The organism is Pseudomonas sp. MWU16-30323, from assembly GCF_020515595.1.
GTDB lineage: Bacteria > Pseudomonadota > Gammaproteobacteria > Pseudomonadales > Pseudomonadaceae > Aquipseudomonas > Aquipseudomonas yamanorum.
Window position 1 is genome coordinate 19648 of the sequence record NZ_JAIWYM010000043.1, and the last position, 21038, is coordinate 40685.

The following is a 21038-nucleotide window of genomic DNA, read 5'->3' on the forward strand; positions in this document are numbered from 1 at the left end:
GCGTTTACCCGGCGTACACCGGGTAATCGGTGAAGCCCACTTCGGTGCCGCCATACAGGCCGGCAGCGTTCAACGGGTTCAGCGGCCAACCGTTGAGGATACGCTGGGGCAAGTCGGGGTTGGCAATGTACGGGCGGCCAAACGCGATCAGGTCTGCCAGCCCCGCCGCTACCAACCGCACACCGCGCTCTGCGGTGTAGCGGCCGGCGTAGATGATCCGGCCGCTGAAGGTGTCGCGTACCGCCCGGCGAAACGACTCAGGCAGCTCCGGTGCGTTGTCCCAGTCAGCCTCGGCGATCGACACGTAGGCGATGCCGGAAGCCTCCAGCACCTTGATCGCTTCGATGTAGGTGTGATGGGGGTCTTCCTCGACCAGGCCGATGTAAACCCGGTCCTGGTCAGTGCCGCTGAACAACGGCGCAAAGCGCACGCCCAGGCGTTGCGGGCCGACCACTTCGGCCACCGCCTCGACGATTTCCCGCAGGAAGCGCAGGCGATTGTGCAGCGAGCCGCCGTATTCATCGTCGCGCTGGTTGGAATGCGCCGAGATGAACTGGTTGACCAGGTAGCCGTTGGCCGAATGAATCTCCACGCCATCGAACCCGGCGGCCAACGCGTTTTTTGCAGCCTGGGCATACAGCCCCACCAGCTCCTTGACCTCTGCGGTAGTCAAGGCGCGGGGCACAGGTGGCTGTACCAACTCACCGGTGCCGGGCCCGGTTGCAACGAATGCCTTGGCTTGCTGCGGCTGGATCGCCGACGGCGCGATGGGGGCTGCGCCGTCGGGTTGCAGGTCGTGATGGGACACGCGGCCCACGTGCCAAAGCTGGGCGAAGATCACACCGCCTTCGGCGTGCACGGCATCGGTCACGGTGCGCCAGCCGTCGATCTGCTCCGGCGTGTAGATGCCCGGGGTCCAGGCATAACCCTGGCCCCGGGGCTCGATCTGCGTGCCCTCGCTGACCATGAAGCCGGCGGTGGCGCGCTGGCGGTAATAGAGCGCCATCAAGTCCGTGGCAATATCGCCGGGCTGGGCACTTCGCTGGCGGGTCAGTGGCGGCAGGACGATGCGGTTTTTCAGGGTGTGGTGCCCCAGTTTGATCGGGGTACCTAAAGCGCTGTTGCTCATGACGGGGGTTCCAGAAGCGAATTTCGGGCGTGCAGAAGTGGCCGGCTCCCGCTCAGGGGAGCCGCCAACCACTTACTTTTGGGGGATTTAGCGGGTTACGCGGTCAGCTTCAACAGCGCTTTGGCGACGTCGCTGGAACTGGCAGGATTCTGCCCGGTGACCAGCAGGCCATCTTCAATCACAAAGGACTGCCAATCGGCACCCTTTTCATACTTGCCGCCCAGTGCCTTGAAATCGTCCTCGATCAGGAACGGCACTACGTCGGTCAGGCCAACCGCGGCTTCTTCGGAGTTGGAGAAGCCGGTGACGCGTCGACCCTTGACCAGCGGTTCGCCGTTGACGGCCTTGACGTGACGCAAGGCGCCCGGGGCATGGCACACAAAGCCAATCGGCTTGCCGGCACGCTCGAAGGCTTCGATCAGGGCGATGGAGGTTTTCGACTCTGCCAGGTCCCACAGCGGGCCGTGGCCGCCTGGGTAGAAGACGGTGTCGAAGTCGTCAGCGTTGACCGAGTCCAGCTTCAGCGTGGTGGCCAGGGCCTGCTGTGCCGCCGGGTCGGTGGCGAAGCGGCGAGTCTGGTCGGTTTGCGAATCCGGCAGGTCGCTGACCGGATCCAGTGGCGGCTGCCCACCGGCTGGCGAGGCCAGGGTCACGTCGGCCCCGGCGTCCTTGAACGCGTAGTAGGGAGCAGCAAATTCTTCGAGCCAGAACCCGGTCTTGCGGCCGGTGTTGCCAAGCTGGTCGTGAGAAGTCAAAACCATCAATACTTTCATGTGCCAGTGCCTCGGGGTGATGTGGGATGGAATGGAGTGAAGCTTAGGAGCCGGGCCAACACCGCACAATGTCATGTCCGCAAGGATTCCGGACATTGTGCCAAGCCGGTTGCCGTTTACCGGTTACACGCCGACAATCACCGCTCCGCGCCCCTTGGAGAGATGAGATGCACAGCATTGCGCTGATGGTTTACCCGAACTTTCAATCCCTCAGCCTGAGCCTGGGCTCGGTGTTCGAGTGCGCGAATCTGCTGCGGGGCGAGCAGGCCTATGAGTTTCACCTGGTGTCGGAGCGTGGCGGCCCGATCATGACGTCCCAAGGGTTCTCGGTGAACAGCACACCGATCCGGCCCGAGGGGTATGACACATTGATCGTCAGCGGCTACCTGGAGTTCCAACTGCCTGACGCCAACCTGCTGAGGCTGGTCCAGGCGGCCTCCAAGCAGTCCCGGCGCATTGCCTCGCTGTGCATGGGCATCTTCGTGCTGGCCGAAGCCGGGTTGCTCGAGGGCAAGCGCGCCACCACCCACTGGCTGCATGCGCCGGCGTTCGCCAAGCGTTACCCGCAGATTCGCCTGGAAGAAGACAAACTGTTCGTCGTCGACGGCCAGATCTGGACGGGTGCCGGCATGAGCGCCGGGGTGGACCTGGCGCTGGCGATGGTGGAGAACGACTTGGGCAGCGACCTCGCCCGCCGCATCGCGCGCAAGCTGGTGATTGCCCAGCGGCGTGGCAGCGAACAGTCGCAACTGTCGGCGCTGCTGGAACTGGACCCCAAATCCGACCGCGTGCAACTGGCCCTGGCCTACGCTCGGGAGAACCTGACTCACGACCTTTCAGTCGAAGCGCTGGCGGCCGTGGCGCGGCTCAGCCCGCGCCAGTTCAGCCGGGTGTTTCGCGAGGAGACCGGGCAAACCCCGGCCAAGGCCATCGAGTCCCTGCGGGTGGAAGCGGCCCGGACGATGATGGAAACCAGCCGGCATCCGGTGGAAGTGGTCGCCCGGGAGACCGGATTCGGTGATCGCGAACGGATGCGCCAGGCGTTCCTGCGCGCATTCGGGCAACCGCCTCAGGCGATGCAGGCGGCATTGTTCAGCGCAGGGGCTGGCGCAGCGTTTAGCTGATGCCTCAGTGCAGCGCCGCCCGCGTCACCAGGAAGCTCAACAGGTTCGGCTCATCATCCAGTTCAATGGCCTGCACCGGGCGCGGCAGGTTATCCAGCACCGTGCGCCAGAACGCCTGGCTCACTTCATCCTGGTCATAGAACCGCACCAGCCAATTCGCCTCGCCGCTGCTCAATACCTGAGTAGCGATGGCGCGGCCAATGCCCTTGCGGCGGTAGCGTTTCAAGATGAACAGGTCCGCCAGTTCCAGCGCATCAATCCCCGGCAATTCGCTGCCTTCAATCAGCAGGAAGCCGGCGATATAGCCGTCCACCAGCAGCAGGTTGGCGCTCCACTGCGGGTCTTCCCAATAGCGGGCCAGGTGCTCCTCATGGATGTAGAAGCGGCCGTCCACCTCGACATCTTCCTGTTCCCAGTCCGAGGACTCGTAGGCGTAGAACTGGTAAAGGTTGGCGATCAGCGCGGCGTGTTCCGGGCCGGCCTCGATCAATTCGACGGTGGTATCGGGGATTGCAGGCATGGGCATCTCGGCAAAAAAACAGGGCGCCATTGTCAACAAAGCCACAGGCAATGCCAATACACCGGCGAAGCTTTCTGTTGGCTGAACCGATCGCGCTTTTCTCTTGTCAACGACAAAATCATTACAAAGTTAGACTAAACTCCGCAGCACTTCCCTCCCCTCGTTTTCAGGATAAGTACTTTGACAAACGTCTGCACCAGCGGCCTCGATGTCGGCTTTGCATCCCTGGATTACCTGCAAATCGGCATCCTGGGCATCATTCAGGGCATCACCGAATTGCTGCCCGTGTCTTCCACCGCCCACATGCGCATCGTGCCCGCCCTGCTCGGCTGGCCGGATCCCGGCTCGGCGTTTTCCGCGGCCATGCAGCTGGCCGCACTGGCAGCGGTGGTCAGTTACTTCTGGAAGGATGTGCGCCAGGTCACCGTGGGCAGCATCAGCGCGGTGCGCCAGGGCGACTACAACAACCAGTGGTTCAAGCTGGCGGTGGCCATTGTGCTGGCGACGATTCCGATCGGTATCGCCGGCATTGCCTTGTCGTCGACGCTCAACTCATGCAACTCGCCGTTGCGCGGGCTGATGGTGATCGGGATTTCCTGCCTGGTGATGGCCGTGCTGCTGGCTGCGGCTGAACTCAGCGCAAGGCATAAGCGCACGGTGGGCGAAATGCGCCTGCGGGATGCGCTGATTGTCGGCATTGCGCAAATCGGCGCGCTGATTCCGGGGGTCTCCCGCTCGGGTTCAACCCTGACCGCCGCACTGTTCCTCAACTTCAAGCGTGAAGAAGCGGCGCGGTTTTCGTTCCTGCTGGGCTTGCCGGCAATCGCCCTCGCGGGGTTGAAGGAGCTGTGGGTGTTGTTCCACGCCGACCTTCCGGCCCATGCCTGGCCGCACCTGATCTTTGGCCTGGTGGTCGCCAGTGTCTCGGCGTTCTTCGCGATCTGGGGCCTGATGAAGTTCCTGGAGCGGTTCTCCACCTGGCCGTTCGTGATCTACCGTGCGGTGCTGGGGGTGTTCCTGATTGTGGCGGTGAGCACCGGGTTGTTGGCTTAAGGCACGCGGTCGGCCAGTTCTTCGAGCAAATCCGCTGACGGTATGAAGAACAGGCCGCCGGTGACCGCCGTGCTGAAGTCCAGCAGGCGGTCATAGTTGCCGGCCGGGCGACCGACAAACATGTTCTCCAGCATCAGCTCCAAAGGCTCCGGCGAGCGCGCGTAGCCGATGAAGTACGTCCCGAATTCCCCCGCACCCGGCCGGCCAAAGGGCATGTTGTCCCGCAGGATCTTCACTTCCTCGCCGTCCTTGGTGATGGTGGTCAGCGCACTGTGGGAATTGGTCGGCTTGGCCGCGTCGTCGAGTTCGATGTCCGACAGCTTGGTCCGCCCGATCACACGCTCCTGCGCCTCCACCGACAATTCATTCCAGGCCTTCATGTTGTGCAGGTACTTCTGCACCATTACATAGCTGCCGCCGCTGAACGCCGGATCCTCGTCCCCGACAATGGTGAATCCCACCGCCTTGCGCCCGACCGGGTTCTCGGTGCCGTCGACAAAACCGATGATGCTGCGCATGTCGAAGTAGCGGAAACCCTGGACCTCGTCCACCACTGTCACTGAATCGCCCAGCGCGGCCATCAACTGCGTGGCCAACTCAAAACACAGGTCCATCTGATCGGCACGGATGTGCAGCAGGATATCCCCCGGCGTGGCCGGTGCCAGGCGCCCTGCCACGCCGACCTCCTTGAACGGATGCAATGCCGCCGGGCGCGGGCTGCCGAACAGCGCGTCCCACGCCTTTGAGCCGAAACCTACGACACAGGACAGGTTGCCCGCCGGCACACGCTTGCCGACTGAACGCACCAGGCCGGCAACATCGGCGCACCAACTGCGTACTGCTTCGGCCGAGTCGCTGCCAGGAGCCAGGGTGGCGACCATGAAAATGGCGCTGCTGGTGATCGGGCTGCAGACGGATTGGGGTTCAAGGTTTGAATCGGTTGGGGTTGTCATTAGGAGGTCCACGGGTGGCGGTCGAGATTTCAACGTCGGGAGATTAGCAGACCCCCAAACCCTGTGGGAGCTGTCGAGCTTTAGCGAGGCTGCGAGGGCGGCAGCAGTGTCACCATTGATGCTGCCTGAACCACCGCTATCGCAGCCTCGCTAAAGCTCGACAGCTCCCACACTGGATTTTCGTTTATGCGCCACTTGCGCATTTCCCCCGGACAAATCCCACAACAGGGACTCCCCTCCTGCAGCCTCCCGATGGTAGTGTGTGAAATTGTTTCTGACCTTTCGATCAGACATTTCTCACTCACTCCCTGCAAAGGAATGCCCTCAGCAATGGATTTTTCCCTCAAGCAACTGGCCGTAGCCACCCTGATGGCCGCCAGCCTTTCGGTGTTCACCACCCAAGCTCAAGCCAACCTCACCCCGCAACAGAACGCGATCATCCTGAAGACCTTCAGTGACGCTTCAGTCAAGGATTTCAGGCAGTTTCTCGGCAGCCTGGCCAAGAGCGACGTGGCGAAGAGCGACAACCTCGGCCCGGCTATCAGTGGCTTCCTCGACAACAAGGACCTGACCGCCGACCAGCAGAATGAAATCCATCGCCTGCTGGGCCTTTATGCGCGGGTGAAGTACGGCGCTGCCGCCACTGAAACCCTGCGTGAACTGGTGGAGATCCCGACCTTCCAGGTGGCCGGCGTGGCCCAGCACGACAACCCCGAGTTCATCAAGATCGCCGCCAAGATCAAGAGCCTGGCCGAGTCGTTCAACCTGAACTTCCGCAACATCGACAACCGCGTGTATGAGATCTCCCTGGAAGGCAGCGGCGATGAAGTCGTCGGCATCCATGCTCACGCCGACGTGGTACCCGTCACCCCGGAAAACTGGGTGCTCAAGGACGGCACCAAGCTCGATCCATTCAAGGTCACGCTGATCGGCGACCGCATGTATGGCCGTGGTACCGAGGATGACAAGAACGGCATCGTGGTGGCGATGTACGCGATGAAGGTAATCAAGGAAGAGAAGCTGCCGCTGGCACGCAACTTCAAGCTGCTGATTGACACCACCGAGGAAACCTCCGGCGACGCGATCCCGTACTATTTCGAGCACAACCCCACGCCCAACTACAACCTGGCGCTGGATGGCGGCTACCCGGTGGTGATCGCCGAGAAAGGCTACGGCACGGTGATGGCCAAGTTCCCCAAGCGCAAGGCTGACGGCAAAGGCGCAGAAATCATCTCGATGACCGGCGGCAAGGCCACCAACCAGATTCCATCGGCGTCGGTGGTGACATTGCTCAGCGACAAGCCTGCCGAACTGGCCGCCAGCCTGCAAAAGGCCGGTAGCGACTACGCCAAGCGCAATGGCGGCGACTTTGAAGTGGCGGCCAAGGTGGTCGGCAAGGACGTCCAGCTGACCGTCACCGGTGTGTCGGCCCACTCCTCCGAGCCAGAATCCGGGGTAAACCCGGTGGCCCGGATGCTCGACTTCCTCAACAGCCTCGACGGCAAGGTCGCGCTCAAGCACAACCCGTTCACCGACGCCGCGCGTTATGCCGCCAACAACTGGGGCCTGGATTACCTGGGTGGCAAACTGGGTGTGGGCTTCTCCGATGCGTTCATGGGGCCGCTGACCACCTCGCTGACCTATGTGGGCGAGGATGACAACACCTTCAAGCTGGCGGTCAACCTGCGGGTGCCGAAAGGCAAGTCGCCGGAAGCGCTCAAGGCTGAAATCGCCGACAAACTGGCAGCCTGGACCAAGCAGAACAAAGTGGCCGTGAGCTTCGACTACTCGATCGCCGAGCCGATGTACCGCAACCCTGAAGGCGAGTGGGTCAAGGCGCTGTTGGCGGTGGCCAGCGAGAACCTGGGCATGGAGCACAAGTACGGCACTTCCGCCGGTGCCACCTCGGTGCATGAGTTACCGAATGGCGTGCAATTCGGCCTGGCACGGCCGGAGGTCAAGTACACCGGCCATACCGACAGCGAGTTCAAGACCGTCGACCAGTTCCTGCTGGACCTGCAGATCGTCACCGAAATGATGGGCCGTATCGGGCAACTGCCGAAGCTCTGACCTGCCCTTCGGACCCGCCTGCCTGGCGGGTCCACTAGGCGATACGCCAGCCTTTCGACGCCCGCCGCTGCGCCAGGAACCGGGCATAGCGCCCCTGCCGGGCCGTCAGTTGTTCAGGCGTGCCATGCTCTACGATCCGGCCCTCTTCAAGCACCACGATCTGGTCGGCCATCACCACCGTCGACAGCTGATGCGCGATCACGATCAACGTGCACGTGCCGCGCAGCCGTGCCAGGGTTTCGGCGATGACCGCCTGGTTCTCGGCGTCCAGTGCAGCGGTGGCTTCGTCCACCAACAGGATCGGCGCGCCCTTGATCAGTGCCCGGGCGATCGCAACGCGCTGGCGTTCGCCACCGGACAGGCGTGCCCCGCCCTCGCCCACGATGGTCGACAGGCCCATGGGCAGACGCTCGATGATGTCTTGCACGCCGGCCTGTCGCGCGGCCTTCAGCACTTGTGCATCGCTGGCGTCGGGCTTGCCGAGGCGAATGTTGTCGGCGACGCTGCCCTGGAACAGGTAGGTGTCCTGGAAAATCTGGCTGATCTGCGCGTTGAGTTGCTCGCTGGACATCTGTCGCACATCCACGCCACCGATACACACCTGGCCCTGGCTGGCCTCGAAAAAACGCGCGACCAACCGCAAGAGCGTGGTCTTGCCGGAGCCGGATTCCCCTACGAGTGCGGTCATGCTGCCAGGCTCAATACGCAGGTTCACGCCGCGCAGTACGTCCCGAGGACTACCCGGGTGACGAAAGCTGACGTCGCACAATTCCACTGAGGCATCCCGAGGACACTGCGACGCGCTTGGCTCCTTCATCGGCGATGCCGCGAGGATCTCGCGCACCGCCTCAAGTTGCACCCCGGCGCCGCGCAAGGTCTCGCCATAGCCGGCCACTTCCAGCAACGGGTCAATGAAGCGGCTGACCAACAACAGCGAGACCATCACCGCGATCACCGAGCCCATGTACACGGCATTCCCCAGGTACGCGTCAAGCCACAATGCGGCGGCGATCAACAAGGCGGCGAACACCATCTGTACCAGCCACATATTCAGCAGTACCGAGGTTGCGGACAGCAGGATCAGGCGTGCCCCTGTCGCGTGTTGCTGTTCAATCGCCCGTTGCAGGAACACCGAGCTACCGCCGCCGCTGAATGCACGCAACACCGACTGCGATTGGGCGAACTCCAGCATGCGTTGGCTGGTGTCAGCCGAGCTGCGCTGGAACGCCCGGTCGGCACGCCGGCCCAGCCGCGCGCTGAACCAGAACGCAGCACCGAGAATCGGCAATGCCAACAAGGCGATCAGGCCCATTTTCCAGTTCAACACACACAACGCCAGCACCAACACCAACGGCGTCACCACGCCGCTGAGCACCGGGGTAAATACATGGGCCGGCAGTTGGGCGACGGTCATCATGCCTTGGGTCACCACCTGGTTGAGCCGCGCGGTGTTACGCGGCGTAAACCAGCCGACAGGCAGCCCGGCCACATGATCGCCCATCCGCTGGCGACCGCCTTGCAGCACCGCCACGCCCACCGCCACGCCAGCCTTTTCAACTTCCCGGCGCGTAGCCCAACACGTCGCCACCGCCGCCAGGAACACCACCAGCCACAACGCGGCTTCGGCAAGATCACCGTTGAGCATATCGGTCAGTACCGGCACCAGCGCCGCGATGGTCAGCCCGCACAGCGCGCCGTAGAACACCACTTTTCCCACATAGCGACGCAAGACTGGCCCGTCGTCACCCAACAGTTCGATAAAGGTTTTCAGCATGTCGGCAGCGCCTGTTCGCGGGTCTGTTTGTAGCCACCCGACGCCCACAGGCGCGCGTAGCGGCCCTCCTGCGCGATCAGTCGGGGATGGTTGCCCTGTTCAACGATGCGGCCGTTTTCCAGCACGATAATGTGGTCGGCGTGCATCACGGTGTCGAGCCGGTGGGCGATCACCAGCAGCGTGCGCCCTTGGGCAACGCGTGACAGCGCGTCCTGGATCGCCACCTCGTTTCCGGCATCGGCGGCGGCCGTGGGTTCATCCAGCACCAGCACCGGCGGCGCCAGCAATACCGCGCGGGCGATGCTGATACGCTGCTGCTCGCCACCGGACAGCTGCGCGTCCTCGCCGATTACCGAGGCGTAGCCCCGTGGCAAGCCGATGATGCATTCGTGGATATTCGCGGCCCGGGCGGCCGCCTCGATTTCCTTGCGGCTCGCGCTGGGCCGGCCGAGGGCGATGTTTTCCGCAATGCTGGCGTGGACCAGGCGCACCTCTTGCAACACGAAGCCAATCAGGTTGTAGAGCTGCGAGGTCTCGATCTGCCGCAGGTCGACGCCGCCCAGGGTGATACGCCCCTCGGTCGGGTCAAAAAAACGCAGCAGCAGGCGCGACAGGGTCGATTTTCCCGAACCCGAGGCGCCGACGATGGCGGTGACGGTGCCGGGCTTGAGGGTGAAGCTGATGTTCGACAGTACCGGGTTCTGCGGGTCGTAGGCGTACCCGAGGTTTTCCACGCGTACCTCGGCGTCCTTGGGCAGCCGCTCGGAACCCGGTTCCACCTGTGCCAGCACCGGTGTCGCCAGCAGTGCCTGTACACGCTCGGCGGCGCCAACGGCGTTGTTCAGGTCGTGAGTGATGTAACTCAGCAACATCAGCGGCGCACAAATACCCGGCGCGACAATGGCGAACGGCAGCACCTCCACGGCGTTGATCCAGCCCAGGCTGATAAACACCAGGCCGAACGTCAGCACCGTTGCCAGCACCGTCACCGGGGCGATCATTGCATTGGCGTTGGCCATCGCCCCCACCAGCGGCCGGGTGAACTCAACGAAGGCTTCGCTGAAGTCATCCACCGCCTTGCGGTAGCCCGCGTGGGCCTTGCCGATGGCACCGAAGGCCTTGACCACCGCAATGCCGTTGACGAACTCGACGACTGCGTTATTGACCCGGGTCATGCGTTCGACAAAGGCCTGCCTGGTGCTGCCGCTGGCGTTCATCCCACGATTGAAGAACAGGAAAAACCCCGGGAACGGCAACAGCGATACCAGCGCCATGCGCCAGTCGACCGAGAACAGATACACCGCCGACACCAGCACTGCCCCGGCGCAACGCCCGGCGGTGGTATAGAAATGCGCAGTCAGGCTGTGCAGGGTGCCGATGTCGTCCTGCATCGCCTGCTTGACCTCGCCCGACGCCCGCTCGGTGAACCAGCCCAGCGGCACCTGGCTCAGTCGCTGGGCGATTGCCAAGCGCAGATGGCGAGTGATGTGGTTGTCGGCCAGGTGCGCGACTGTCTCCGCAACCGTCATCAACAGCAGGCCCGCGAACAGGCTCGCCAGGCTGACGCTGATGGTCAACCACACCTCCCCCGATGCCTGGGCCAGGGACGGCCCGCCGAGGGCGACCCTGGCGATATGCACGATGCCCCCCAGCGGCACCAGCGTGAACATACTGCCCACACCGGCCAGCAGTGCCGCAGCGAGCAGTCGCCCGCGCACCGGCCGCAACACGTGCGAGACCGCGCCCCGCCCCCTGGGTTTGGCCGTAGCCACATCCTTGTTACTCATGAAGTCTCCCTGACTGAATGAGCCTTTGCTCGCCCTTACCTTATCTTCCGAACGAGCCGCCAAAACCCTCAATCAAACCTCAAGTTTTTTCAGGCAGGGGCACGTACCGTCACCCAATAGCGGGTGCGCCTCACCACTTGTATCGGCAACGCGGCGGCCAGGTTGTCCAGGGCCAGGTCGGTATTGTCCAGGTGCAACACGCCGCTGACCCGCAGCGTCGCCACCTCCGGCGCACAGCGCAGCACTCCGGGGCGGTAGCGCGCCAGCTCGGCGATCAGTTCGTCGAGCCGGGTGCCATCGGCCACCAACAGGCCCTTGACCCAGGCGATGCTGCGGTCAGTCACCGTCGCAGTCGGGTGCACCTTGTCCCTGGAAACCGTGGCACCTTGCCCCGCCTCCACTCGCGCCGCTGGGCCATGGTCCGGCTGCACGTGTACGGCGCCCTCAAGCACTGCCAACTGGCAGCTGTCGTCGTCGCATTGGCGGACGCTGAAGCGCGTGCCCAGGGCCTGAAACACGCCTTGGCGACTCAGCACCCGAAACGGCCGGGGTGAAGGCGCAGTGGTGATGAAGACCTCACCGGCCCGCAGCAATACCAGGCGCTGGTGATCGTCGAACTGCACGTCAATCGCCGAGGCCGAGCCCAACACCAGGCGGGTACCGTCGGGCAATGTGACTTCGCGAATTTCGCCAGTGCGGGTGCTATGGCCGGCACTGGCCAGTTGCCAGGCATCGGTGCGGCGCACACCGTAGGCAAGGCCACCGGCTGCGACCAACAGGCCCAGCAGCCGCAGGGTGCTGCGGCGATTGAGGGAATCGGGCGCTTCGGGTTCGGCCAGGCTGTGCCTGGCTACTGCGGCGGGGACGCTGTTGAGTTTTTGCTCGAAGCCCAGCAGGCGTGTCCAGGCCAGCTCATGATGGGGGTGTGCGGCGCGCCAGCGCAGGCAGTTGGCGTGGTCTTCGGCGCTGGCGTCATCGGCCCACAGGCGGGCCATCCAGGCGGTGGCGCGCTCGATGATATCCGCGGAGATTGGCTGTTCGGTCGACATCGCCGTGGGTCAGCCGTGCAGGGTCTGGTAGCAGGCCAGCAGGCCGGCGGCGATGTATTTTTCCACCGAGGAGACGGAGACGTGCAGCTCGGCGGCGATCTCGCGGTAGCTCAGGCCGTCGAGTTTGCACAGCAGCAGGGCCTGGCGTGCCTTGGGTGGCAGGTTGTGCAGGGCGGCGTCGATTTCGATCAGGGCCTCGATGGCCAGGGCGCGGGTCTCTTCATCGGGGGCGCAGGGCTCGGGCAAGAGGGTCAGGGCTTGCAGGTAGGCGGATTCGATCTGGCGACGGCGGTAGAGGTCGATGACCAGGCCGTTGGCAATTTGGGTCAGGTGGCGCCGGGATTCGCCGGTGGGCGGGAGTTGGCCCTTGCGCATGAGTTGCAGGTAGACATCGTGAGCCAGGTCGGCGGCGTCGAATGCATTGCCCAATTTGCGTCGCAACAGGGTACGTAGCCAGCCGTTGTGGTCGACGTATAGAGTTTCAACCTGGCGTTGAAAGGCGAACTGTCCGATGTTCACAAACCTCTCCTTTTACCCAATGGGCCCGGGGGCATTGGGGTTTTGGTAATGGTTTGCAAGACTATCGGCTCTGGGGCGTGGGTGCAATGTGGAGGGGCTGGGTGGGGTGATGTGTGCCTATCCGTTTTTAGGTAACGGCGGCTATTGGAGCGCCTAAGATCAAGATCAAAAGCGGGCACGGTCAAATGTGGGAGCTGGCTTGCCTGCGATAGCATCGCCTCGGTGTATCTGGAACACCGAGGCGTCTGCATCGCAGGCAAGCCAGCTCCCACAGAAAAGCAGAGCCGTATCAGCTTCAGATTTGGCTTTCGCTTTGGCTTCTAACGCTCCCCACACGGTGCGTGGGAGCGATCATGGGCCCACTTGATTGATTTTTTGCCGTGCAACACACACCTTGGCGAATCGTTTTTCTAAAAGGTGACGCCCGCAGTGTCCGATTTTCCGACTCTCAAAACCGAACGCCTGACCCTCAGAGAACTTACACAGGAAGATTCGGCGGGGTTGTTTGCGATTCATAGCGACGCCACCACGGCAGCGCTGATCGGCACCTGTGGTTTCTTCAAATGGAATCGTACGTGGAGAAGTTGCGCCATCGGGTTTGAAGTACCTTTAGGGTCAGCGTGCGGCCCGGCGGTAAACCAGCGTATCGCGTACGCCGAAGTACTCGCAGCGCCGCGCGCCTTGAAGGGTTTCCCCCCATTCAAATAGCCGACGCCAAAGGTCGCCTGCTCAACCACATCATGCTCACTCATTTTCCAGCCACCTCTGTTTGCGGTCTCAGGTGCAGGTGCAACTGCGCGATGTGCTCGGGGCCGATGCCGCAGCAGCCGCCAACGATGGTCGCGCCCGCCTCGACCCAGGTTCTGGACCACTCCAGGTAAGACTCGGGGCCCAGGTCACTACGAATTTCCAGCAACGTGCTATTCGCCTTGGCCTCTGTGTTGACGGGAGGAAACGCGTTGGCGTAAACCCCCAGCTCAAGGCTTTGACCAAGGCTTTGAATCACAAGCCGGGCCTCGGTGAGCGCCGCCGCCATGACTTCCGGCTGGCTGCAATTGAAGAGTACCGCCTGCGCGCCCAATTGTGCCGCCACACGTACGGCGTCGCCCACCGATTCAGTGGAACGCAGCCGCGCGGGCCCATCCGTTTCATCCAGCAGCGTAAACGATACCCAAAGCGGCTTGGATTGCGCGCCCAACGCCTCAACGACCGCTCGAACTTCAGCAGTCGAACTCTGGGTCTCCGCCAGCCAGACATCCACATGGGCTTGCAGCCCGTCGATCAGCTCGCGATGGATCGCGACCGAGCGTTGATGATCAAACAGGTCAGGCCGATAGGAGCCCAGGGCCGGTGGCAACGAGCCCGCGACCGCCACTGGCTCGCCACTCGCGGATGCCGCCTGACGCGCCAGGCGCCCTGCCCGCTCCGCCAGCAGACGCCCCTGCTCGGCAAAGCGTGCATCCCCGATATGAAACGGCACCACGGCATAACTGTTGGTGGTGATGATCCGGGCACCGGCAGCAATGAATGCTCCGTGAGCCTGGAGCACAAACTCCGGCGCCTCGATCAACGCCAGTGCCGACCATTCAGGCTGGCGGAACGGCGCTCCGATGCGTTTCAACTCCCGGCCCATGCCGCCATCGAGCAGGCGCAAAGCAATCTGGCTCATGGGTTTGTACTCACTTTTTGCGCCGACGGGGCCAACCATTGATCAACCGTGGCCGTGTTCGCCTGGACCCAGGTCTTGGCCGCGGCATCTGCCGGGAGTTTTTCTTTTTCGATCTTCAGGATCAGACCATTGAGTTGCGCCGGTTCAATCGAGAAATTACGCAGGAATTCGGCAATTTTTGGCGCGCGCTTCTGCAAAGCCGTTGACGCCAGTACGTAGACCTTGGCGTCCGGGAAGGCGCAGGTGATCTGGCTCTTGTTCAACCAGTCCGGGTCGACCGTCGGGCTGATAAATTTCCAGCAGCCATCGGCCTTGTACAGCGGGTCATCCTTTTTGTTGTCCTGGGCATAACCGTCGAACGCCGGTTCTTCCAGACGGCGCAGGTCAAAGGCCGAGAAGATCCAGTCCGGGGTGTAGGCGTAAAACACCACGCCGCGTTGGGCCTTGTACGCCGCCGCCAGCTTGGCGTAGGTCACAGAGGCCTCGGTGGACACCGACTCGAATTGATCGGCGAACCCATAATCCTTGGCCTTGATCTGGCCAATATAGGTCGACTCCCAGCCCGCCGGGCCCACCAGTAGCTGTGCCTCGCCACCGCCCAGCGGCTCGAACAGCTTGGCCACTTCCGGTTTTTTCAGGTCGTAGACCGATTTCACACCGTATTTGTCCTGGATATAGCCCGGGATGTAAAACCCTTGCTCGCCGGCATAAGGGTGGTCGTTGGGCACCAGTGAACGGGTGCCGCCCGTCACGTATCGGGCCCATGCTGCCGACTGGTTGGGCAACCAGATGTCGGTCAGCACATCCACCGCGCCATCGCCTTTTGCGGCAGCACTGAACAGCACCGGCACGTCCCCGGCCAGGTACGACACATCACCGTTCAGGCGGCTTTCGATGACTTCCCCAAGAATGTGCTGAATGGCGATTGCGCCCGTCCAGTTCTGCTCGCCAATGACAATTTTGTCCTTGGCGAAAACCGTCGGGGAGAGAATCAGGGAGGCCAGCAGTGCGGCGGCGCCCAGGCGGCGCGATAAGGGTGTGTTCACGATAAATCTCACGATGGGTTGTGCAGGTGATCTTGCTTGCGCAAGCTCGATTGAATGATTCGGTCCGGGATAAGCGCACACAGCACAATCGCGACACCGGCCAGCATGCCCTCGCCGCCCTTGATGTTGCGCAGCGCCGTCATCACGTCATAACCCAGGCCTCCGGCGCCGATCAGCGCAGCGACCACGACCATCGACAGGCTCATGACGATGGTTTGGTTGATGCCCAGCAACAAGGAACGGCGAGCCAGTGGCAACTGGACCTTGATCAGGGTTTGCCAGGGGCTGGCGCCATGGGCGACAGCAGCCTCGACGGCATCCTTGGGGACTTCCTGGATCCCCAGCGATGTCAGGCGAATCATCGGCGCCAAGGCAAAAATCACCGTCGCGATGACCGCCGGCGTCTTGCCCACCGAGAAGAACGCCACGGCGGGAATCAGGTACACAAAGGTGGGCAGCGTCTGCATCACATCCAGCAACGGCGTTACCACGCGGCGAAACAGCGGTCGTTTCGCCAGGAGAATGCCGGTGGGCACGCCGATGACCAGCGCGATCAGTACCGACGAGCCCACCAGTGCCAGCGTGGCGATGGTGCGCTCCCAGAAACCGAACAGCCCGATGTACAGCAACGCAGCGCTGCTCGTCAGTGCCAGCGCCAGGCCAGCCGAACGCCAGGCCAACAACACCAGCGCCAATGCCGAGACTGACCATGGCAACCATCCCAGCAGGTTTTCGATGCCCTCGATGACGGTGCGGACGGCGACAATCACCCCGACAAATGCGCCCTCGAAGGTCACCTGAGACCAACCAATGAACTGGTCGATACTGTCTGCTGCAAACAGCAACGCTTGGCGGTTTGCCGGAAACTGAAGCAACGCGCTACGGGTGTCCGGCGTGATGACTCGCCAGACCACCAACGCCTCACTGGCAAGCAGTACCAACAACGGCAGCCCCCAACTCGGTACGTTGCGGCGCACCGACTGACGGCTGAGGGAAACGGCCAGGAAACGGCTGGCGCCGAGCACCGCCATGGCGGCCAGGACTGCGAGCCACGCGCCGCTGATAATGCCTTTGACCAGGAAGGTCAAAGCGGCAAGCTCGGCGGCGAAGGTCAGCCAGAACCAGCCGCCCCTGCCACGGGCAGCCAGCGCTGCCGGCCCCAGCAGAAGCGCTTGCCAGCCGCGCAGACCGGGGCTGGCATGTTGCTCACGAGGCTCGGCATCGGGAGCCTGGAGGCGGACGCTGGCAACCTGTTGCACCGGGGATGGCGTGGGCCTGCAGTCGCGGAAAAAATCCGCGACTTCTGCATCGGCAGGACGCTCAAGCAACTGTGCCGGAGTGCCCACTTGCACCAATCGGCCTTTGCGTAGCACGGCAATACGATCGGCCAGCAGGATGGCTTCCGCCGGGTCGTGGGTGACCAACAAGGTGCTGATCCCGCGCTCACGTGCCAGGGCCAGGAAATGACGCTGCAAATCGCGGCGGATGGTGGGGTCGAGTGCGCTGAAAGGCTCGTCCATCAGCAGGATATCGGGCTGCGTCACCAGCGCCCGGGCCAACCCGACGCGTTGCTGCATGCCTCCGGAAAGCTCGTGGGGATAATGCTCTCCCCAACCGTCCAACCCTACGGCCTTCAGCTGAGTGATGGCAGCCGCGTGCCGAACCGACTCGGGTTCCCCGCGCAATTCCAACGGCAACGCGACGTTGTCCAGAACCGTACGGTGGGGTAACAGGCCAAAATGCTGAAACACCATGCCGATACGGCGCGAGCGCAATGCACGCAAGGCCTTGCTGCTCAGCTCGCTGATGGCCTCGCCTTCAATCAAGACCTCGCCACTGGAGGGCTCGATCAAGCGGTTGATGTGCCGCAGCAACGTCGACTTGCCACTGCCGGAGGTGCCCATCAGGCAGAGGACTTCTCCGCGGCGTACCTTCAAGTTGATATTGCTGACGGCTGGCAGCGCCGACGCGTCTTTTCGCGCATAAGCCTTGGTGATGTTTCGCAGTTCAAGCACCACGTCACCGTCATTCGCATGATCGTCTCCGCCCCCCTCAGGGTGTCGGGAAGGCGCGACCCAGGCAGTCGCCAACGGGGATTGAATGATTGTCACAGTAGCTCCAGGTAGCCAAACGCAAAAAAAAGCGCTGCGCTTGAAGCGCAACACCTTCCGTGGGCATAAAGCTAAACGATCTTAAAAAGTAGGAATAAATACCTTTTTTGCATTAGCTTAAGCGCTGCGGTTCGGACGCTGTCGACGGTGGCAACCCACGAAGAAATACGTTTGTGCAGACGAAAAAAAAGGACCTCTTTTCAGAGGTCCTTTTTCAGTTTCTGTCGCGTAACGCCTGACGCCTGGCAGGCTCTACTCTTGAACATCCATGAACTCCTTGGCCCAACTCACGTAGGTGTCGGGGAAGGTGTAGGTATGGGTCAGTTCGCTGGCCGTCAGGTTTGAGGTGCTGCGGGTGAGGTTGCGCTGCTCGCGGAGGCTGTCGTAGGTGGCCTTGATCGAGGCAAAGTACGCGCCGTGGCCGGCCACCACAATCCGCACGCCCAGTTTGGCCAGGCGCTCGTTGTCATTGAGGTTCGGGTTGGCGTAGGTCACCAGCATCAGCGGCACCGTCAGGCCTTCGGCGATCTGTTCAAGGTGGTCGAAGTCACGGACACCCACCATGCAGATGCCGTCTGCACCGGCTTCTTGATACGCCTTGGTGCGATGGATGACGTCCTCCACCGGCAGCACGGCGGCGTTGGTGCGCGCGATGATCGAAAGCTGCGGATCGACCCGCGCCTCCAGGGCTGCCTTGACCTTGCCCACCCCCTCTTCCGTGCTGATGAGGTCGGTGGATTTGCGCCCGAACTGCGCGGGCAGCAGGGTATCTTCAATGGTCAGTGCCGAAACGCCCGCACGCTCCAGTTCCTGGACGGTGCGCATCACGTTGAGGGCGTTGCCGTAGCCGTGATCGGCGTCGGCGATCACCGGAAGCTGCGCCACCCGGCCGATGCGGGTGGCCTGCTCGACGAACTCACTCAGGGTAATCAGCGCGAAGTCCGGCGCAGCCAGGACCTGCAGCGACGCCACCGAGCCACCCAGGATGCCGACTTCAAAACCCAGGTCAGCCGCGATCCTGGCAGACATCGGGTCGAACACCGAAGCGGTGTGAAAGCAGTGTTGGGAGGCCAGCAGTTCGCGAAACGAGCGCCGCAGATCATGGTGGGAAATTTTCGACATGTTCACTCCTCACTGTCGCCGTATACGCGGGAACGACCAGTGCCAATTCAAAAGTAAGGCTAGCGTATCACGCCGTAAAAAGATGGTTGATGACGTTTGAGAAACTTATGCATCACGTTTAGCAGCGACGTCTGATGGCGCGGTGTTCGAAGGCTGAGACCACCAGCCCCCACCGTTAAACCGCGCCTTCGGCCTCAAGTGCGTGCCCCCGCAGTCGATATACAGGGGGTACGCATGGCCACACCCGCCGTCAAAACAATACATGCGACGTTCGACCCAACTGTTTTCTCCTTGCCAAAACTATAAATACCCGCAGGTGAAGTCATGAATATCAAGCAGAAGCTGACCTGGGCCTTTGCGGCCATCGCGTGCCTGCCGGTCATCCTGGTGGCCATTCTGGTGGTGCTGAATGTGCGCGAGGGGGCCATGGCCAATTTCCTCGACAGCAGCGGCCGCGAGATCCGTCAGATCGACAACGGCATGAAGCAGTTTTTCGACGGCATCAGCCAGAACGTCGAATACGTGGCCAAGGACCCGCGCGTTGTCGCGGCCAAGGACCTCAAGAGTTATGCCGGCGCCGACGCTGCGCAAATCCCGCTCACGCCGACCAATAAAGACCTGCTGGGGATTTTCGACCAGTTCGCCAAAAGCCATCCCAGCACCGCCTACCTGTCCCTGGGACTGAGCGACGGCGGTTACGCCAGTTGGCCTGACGACACCAAACTGAACAACTACGACCCGCGCGTGCGCCCCTGGTACCAGGCGGCCATCGCCGCGCCCGGCAAGACCGTGCGTACCGGCGCCTACTATTGGGCACCAGACGATGTGTCGCTGATCGGCACCGTGCACACCGTCGCCGACGACACGGGCAAGATCCTCGGCGTCGTCGGCCTGGACGTGTCGCTCAAGCAACTCACCGAACTGGTGCGCAACATCAAGCTCGGCGACAGCGGCTACCTGATGCTGGTGGAAGCCAACGGCAACGTGCTGGTAGACCCCAGCGACGCCAAGCACAACTTCAAACCGATGGCCGACCTGGGCCCTGATTATGCCGAGCTGGCCAAGCGCGGCGACGGCGTGACCCAGGTGAACATCGAGGGTGTGACCTACATGGCCAACGTGGTCAGTTCCAAAGACCTGGGCTGGCGTTTTATCGGCCTGATCAAGCGCGACGAAGTGATGGCCGGCGCCACTCGCCTGACTTGGCTGATCGCCGCCATCGCCGCCGCACTGGCCGTGGTGTTTGCGATTGTCGGCGCCAGTTTTGCCAGCGTGATCGTGCGCCCGATTCGCGGGGTGGCCGACGGCCTGCAAGAGATTGCCGAAGGTGAAGGCGACCTCACCCGCCAGCTCAAGGTGCAGGGCAAGGACGAAACCGCCAGCCTGGCGGGCTGGTTCAACCAGTTCCTGAGCATGATCGCCCAGTTGGTGCAACGCATCGGCAATGCCTCTTCCGACCTGCAAGCCGCCGCCGCCGACACCCGCGACGTCGCCCATAACATGAACCAGGCGGCAGGCCGCCAACGTGAAGCCGTGGAGCTGGTCAGCACCGCCTTCAACGAAATGGTGGCGACCGCCAACGAAGTCGCTCGCTCCTGCAGCGCCGCCGCATCGAGTGCCGACGAAGGCTACCGCGATGTACACGACGGCCAGCAGCATATCGGCGAAGCCACTGGCAGCGTGCTCAAGCTCAGCGAAGACCTGCAGCGCTCCACCCAGACGATGCAGCAACTGGAGCAGGACAGCAAAAACATCAACACCATCCTCGACACCATCCGCTCGATTGCCGAACAGACCAACCTGCTGGCGCTTAACGCCGCCATCGAAGCCGCACGTGCCGGTGACCAGGGCCGTGGGTTCGCCGTGGTCGCCGACGAGGTGCGGGCCCTGGCGCGACGCACCGCCGACTCCACCGGCGAAATCGACAGCCTGCTGGGCAACCTCGCCCGCCGCACCCAGGAAGTCACCCAGCAGATGCAAGGCAGCCTGCTGGTGTCCCACACCAGCGTGGAACGCATCCAGCAGGCCCGCGACAGCTTCGACAAGATCCGTGGCTCGGTCGACTCGATTCGCGACCAGAACACCCAGATCGCCACGGCCGCCGAGGAACAGCACCAGGTGGCCGAAGAGATCAACCGGCACATCGCGCAGATCCATGCCGATGCGCAGTTGGTGGAAGGCTTTGCGCATTCGGCACAGACCGGGTCCGGGCGGTTGACGGATATTTCCGGTCAGCTCAAGGGCCTGGTGGGGCGCTTCAAGTTCTAGGCATTTCGCTGAGGGCTATGCCTGAACCGCCCACAGCGCCGGCAAAAAAAAGCGCCACTCAACGAGTGCAA

General features: G+C 62.7%; 17 protein-coding genes. 4 read left to right on the forward strand and 13 right to left on the reverse strand.

The window, feature by feature from the left end; all coding sequences use genetic code 11:
• Positions 1-4: 4 nt before the first annotated feature.
• Both LIY45_RS28515 and LIY45_RS28520 read right to left on the reverse strand, forming a co-directional pair.
• Entirely contained in the window at positions 5-1129 is a 1125-nt protein-coding gene (locus LIY45_RS28515) for an alkene reductase (RefSeq protein WP_226478374.1), read from the reverse strand.
• Between the two features lie 95 nt (positions 1130-1224).
• Positions 1225-1902 (reverse strand): type 1 glutamine amidotransferase domain-containing protein, encoded by a 678-nt coding sequence (locus LIY45_RS28520; protein ID WP_026077713.1) that lies wholly within the window; start codon positions 1900-1902, stop codon positions 1225-1227.
• A 167-nt stretch (positions 1903-2069) separates the two neighbouring features.
• On the opposite strand from LIY45_RS28520, the gene LIY45_RS28525 reads away from it, so the two are divergent.
• Positions 2070-3026, forward strand: a complete 957-nt coding sequence (locus LIY45_RS28525) for a GlxA family transcriptional regulator (RefSeq protein WP_226478375.1) — start codon at positions 2070-2072, stop codon at positions 3024-3026.
• Positions 3027-3030: 4 nt separating this feature from the next.
• On the opposite strand, the gene LIY45_RS28530 is transcribed toward LIY45_RS28525, so the two are convergent.
• Positions 3031-3546, reverse strand: a complete 516-nt coding sequence (locus LIY45_RS28530; protein WP_081253123.1) for a GNAT family N-acetyltransferase — start codon at positions 3544-3546, stop codon at positions 3031-3033.
• A gap of 180 nt (positions 3547-3726) precedes the next feature.
• On the opposite strand from LIY45_RS28530, the gene LIY45_RS28535 reads away from it, so the two are divergent.
• Positions 3727-4599, forward strand: coding sequence for an undecaprenyl-diphosphate phosphatase (locus LIY45_RS28535; RefSeq protein WP_093208602.1), 873 nt, complete (start codon positions 3727-3729; stop codon positions 4597-4599).
• Here LIY45_RS28535 and LIY45_RS28540 read toward each other — a convergent pair.
• Positions 4596-5552 (reverse strand): Dyp-type peroxidase, encoded by a 957-nt coding sequence (locus tag LIY45_RS28540; protein WP_226478376.1) that lies wholly within the window; start codon positions 5550-5552, stop codon positions 4596-4598. The two genes, LIY45_RS28535 and LIY45_RS28540, sit on opposite strands and share 4 nt — an antisense overlap.
• Positions 5553-5882: 330 nt before the next feature.
• Here LIY45_RS28540 and LIY45_RS28545 point away from each other — a divergent pair, with 330 nt between their 5' ends.
• The gene (locus LIY45_RS28545; protein WP_226478377.1) at positions 5883-7622 is read left to right on the forward strand and encodes a dipeptidase; all 1740 of its coding nucleotides are present in this window, start codon (positions 5883-5885) and stop codon (positions 7620-7622) included.
• 34 nt (positions 7623-7656) lie between these two features.
• Here LIY45_RS28545 and LIY45_RS28550 read toward each other — a convergent pair whose 3' ends face one another.
• The 9 genes from LIY45_RS28550 to LIY45_RS28590 all read right to left on the reverse strand — a co-directional run bounded on the left by LIY45_RS28550 (position 7657) and on the right by LIY45_RS28590 (position 18699).
• Positions 7657-9396 (reverse strand): ABC transporter ATP-binding protein, encoded by a 1740-nt coding sequence (locus LIY45_RS28550; protein ID WP_226478378.1) that lies wholly within the window; start codon positions 9394-9396, stop codon positions 7657-7659.
• Positions 9390-11183, reverse strand: coding sequence for an ABC transporter ATP-binding protein (locus LIY45_RS28555; RefSeq protein ID WP_226478379.1), 1794 nt, complete (start codon positions 11181-11183; stop codon positions 9390-9392). Before LIY45_RS28555 ends, LIY45_RS28550 begins: the two co-directional genes overlap by 7 nt.
• 89 nt (positions 11184-11272) lie before the next feature.
• Positions 11273-12232 (reverse strand): FecR domain-containing protein, encoded by a 960-nt coding sequence (locus tag LIY45_RS28560; RefSeq protein ID WP_226478380.1) that lies wholly within the window; start codon positions 12230-12232, stop codon positions 11273-11275.
• 9 nt (positions 12233-12241) lie between these two features.
• Positions 12242-12751: a sigma-70 family RNA polymerase sigma factor gene (locus tag LIY45_RS28565; protein WP_063029065.1), complete on the reverse strand. Its 510-nt coding sequence runs from the start codon at positions 12749-12751 to the stop codon at positions 12242-12244.
• 512 nt (positions 12752-13263) lie between these two features.
• The gene (locus LIY45_RS28570) at positions 13264-13503 is read right to left on the reverse strand and encodes a hypothetical protein (RefSeq protein ID WP_226478381.1); all 240 of its coding nucleotides are present in this window, start codon (positions 13501-13503) and stop codon (positions 13264-13266) included.
• Positions 13500-14420, reverse strand: coding sequence for a homocysteine S-methyltransferase family protein (locus LIY45_RS28575; RefSeq protein WP_226478382.1), 921 nt, complete (start codon positions 14418-14420; stop codon positions 13500-13502). Before LIY45_RS28575 ends, LIY45_RS28570 begins: the two co-directional genes overlap by 4 nt.
• Positions 14417-15478: a glycine betaine ABC transporter substrate-binding protein gene (locus tag LIY45_RS28580; protein WP_226478383.1), complete on the reverse strand. Its 1062-nt coding sequence runs from the start codon at positions 15476-15478 to the stop codon at positions 14417-14419. The genes LIY45_RS28575 and LIY45_RS28580 overlap by 4 nt, the downstream gene beginning before the upstream one ends.
• Complete coding sequence (locus LIY45_RS28585; protein WP_226478386.1) at positions 15475-17556, reverse strand: ATP-binding cassette domain-containing protein; 2082 nt, start codon at positions 17554-17556, stop codon at positions 15475-15477. Before LIY45_RS28585 ends, LIY45_RS28580 begins: the two co-directional genes overlap by 4 nt.
• Positions 17557-17829: 273 nt before the next feature.
• The gene (locus LIY45_RS28590) at positions 17830-18699 is read right to left on the reverse strand and encodes an oxaloacetate decarboxylase (protein ID WP_017475386.1); all 870 of its coding nucleotides are present in this window, start codon (positions 18697-18699) and stop codon (positions 17830-17832) included.
• A gap of 324 nt (positions 18700-19023) precedes the next feature.
• On the opposite strand from LIY45_RS28590, the gene LIY45_RS28595 reads away from it, so the two are divergent.
• Positions 19024-20967 carry a methyl-accepting chemotaxis protein gene (locus tag LIY45_RS28595; protein WP_226478384.1) on the forward strand — a complete coding sequence of 648 codons (1944 nt, stop codon included), beginning with the start codon at positions 19024-19026 and terminating at the stop codon, positions 20965-20967.
• The last annotated feature ends 71 nt before the right edge of the window (positions 20968-21038 follow it).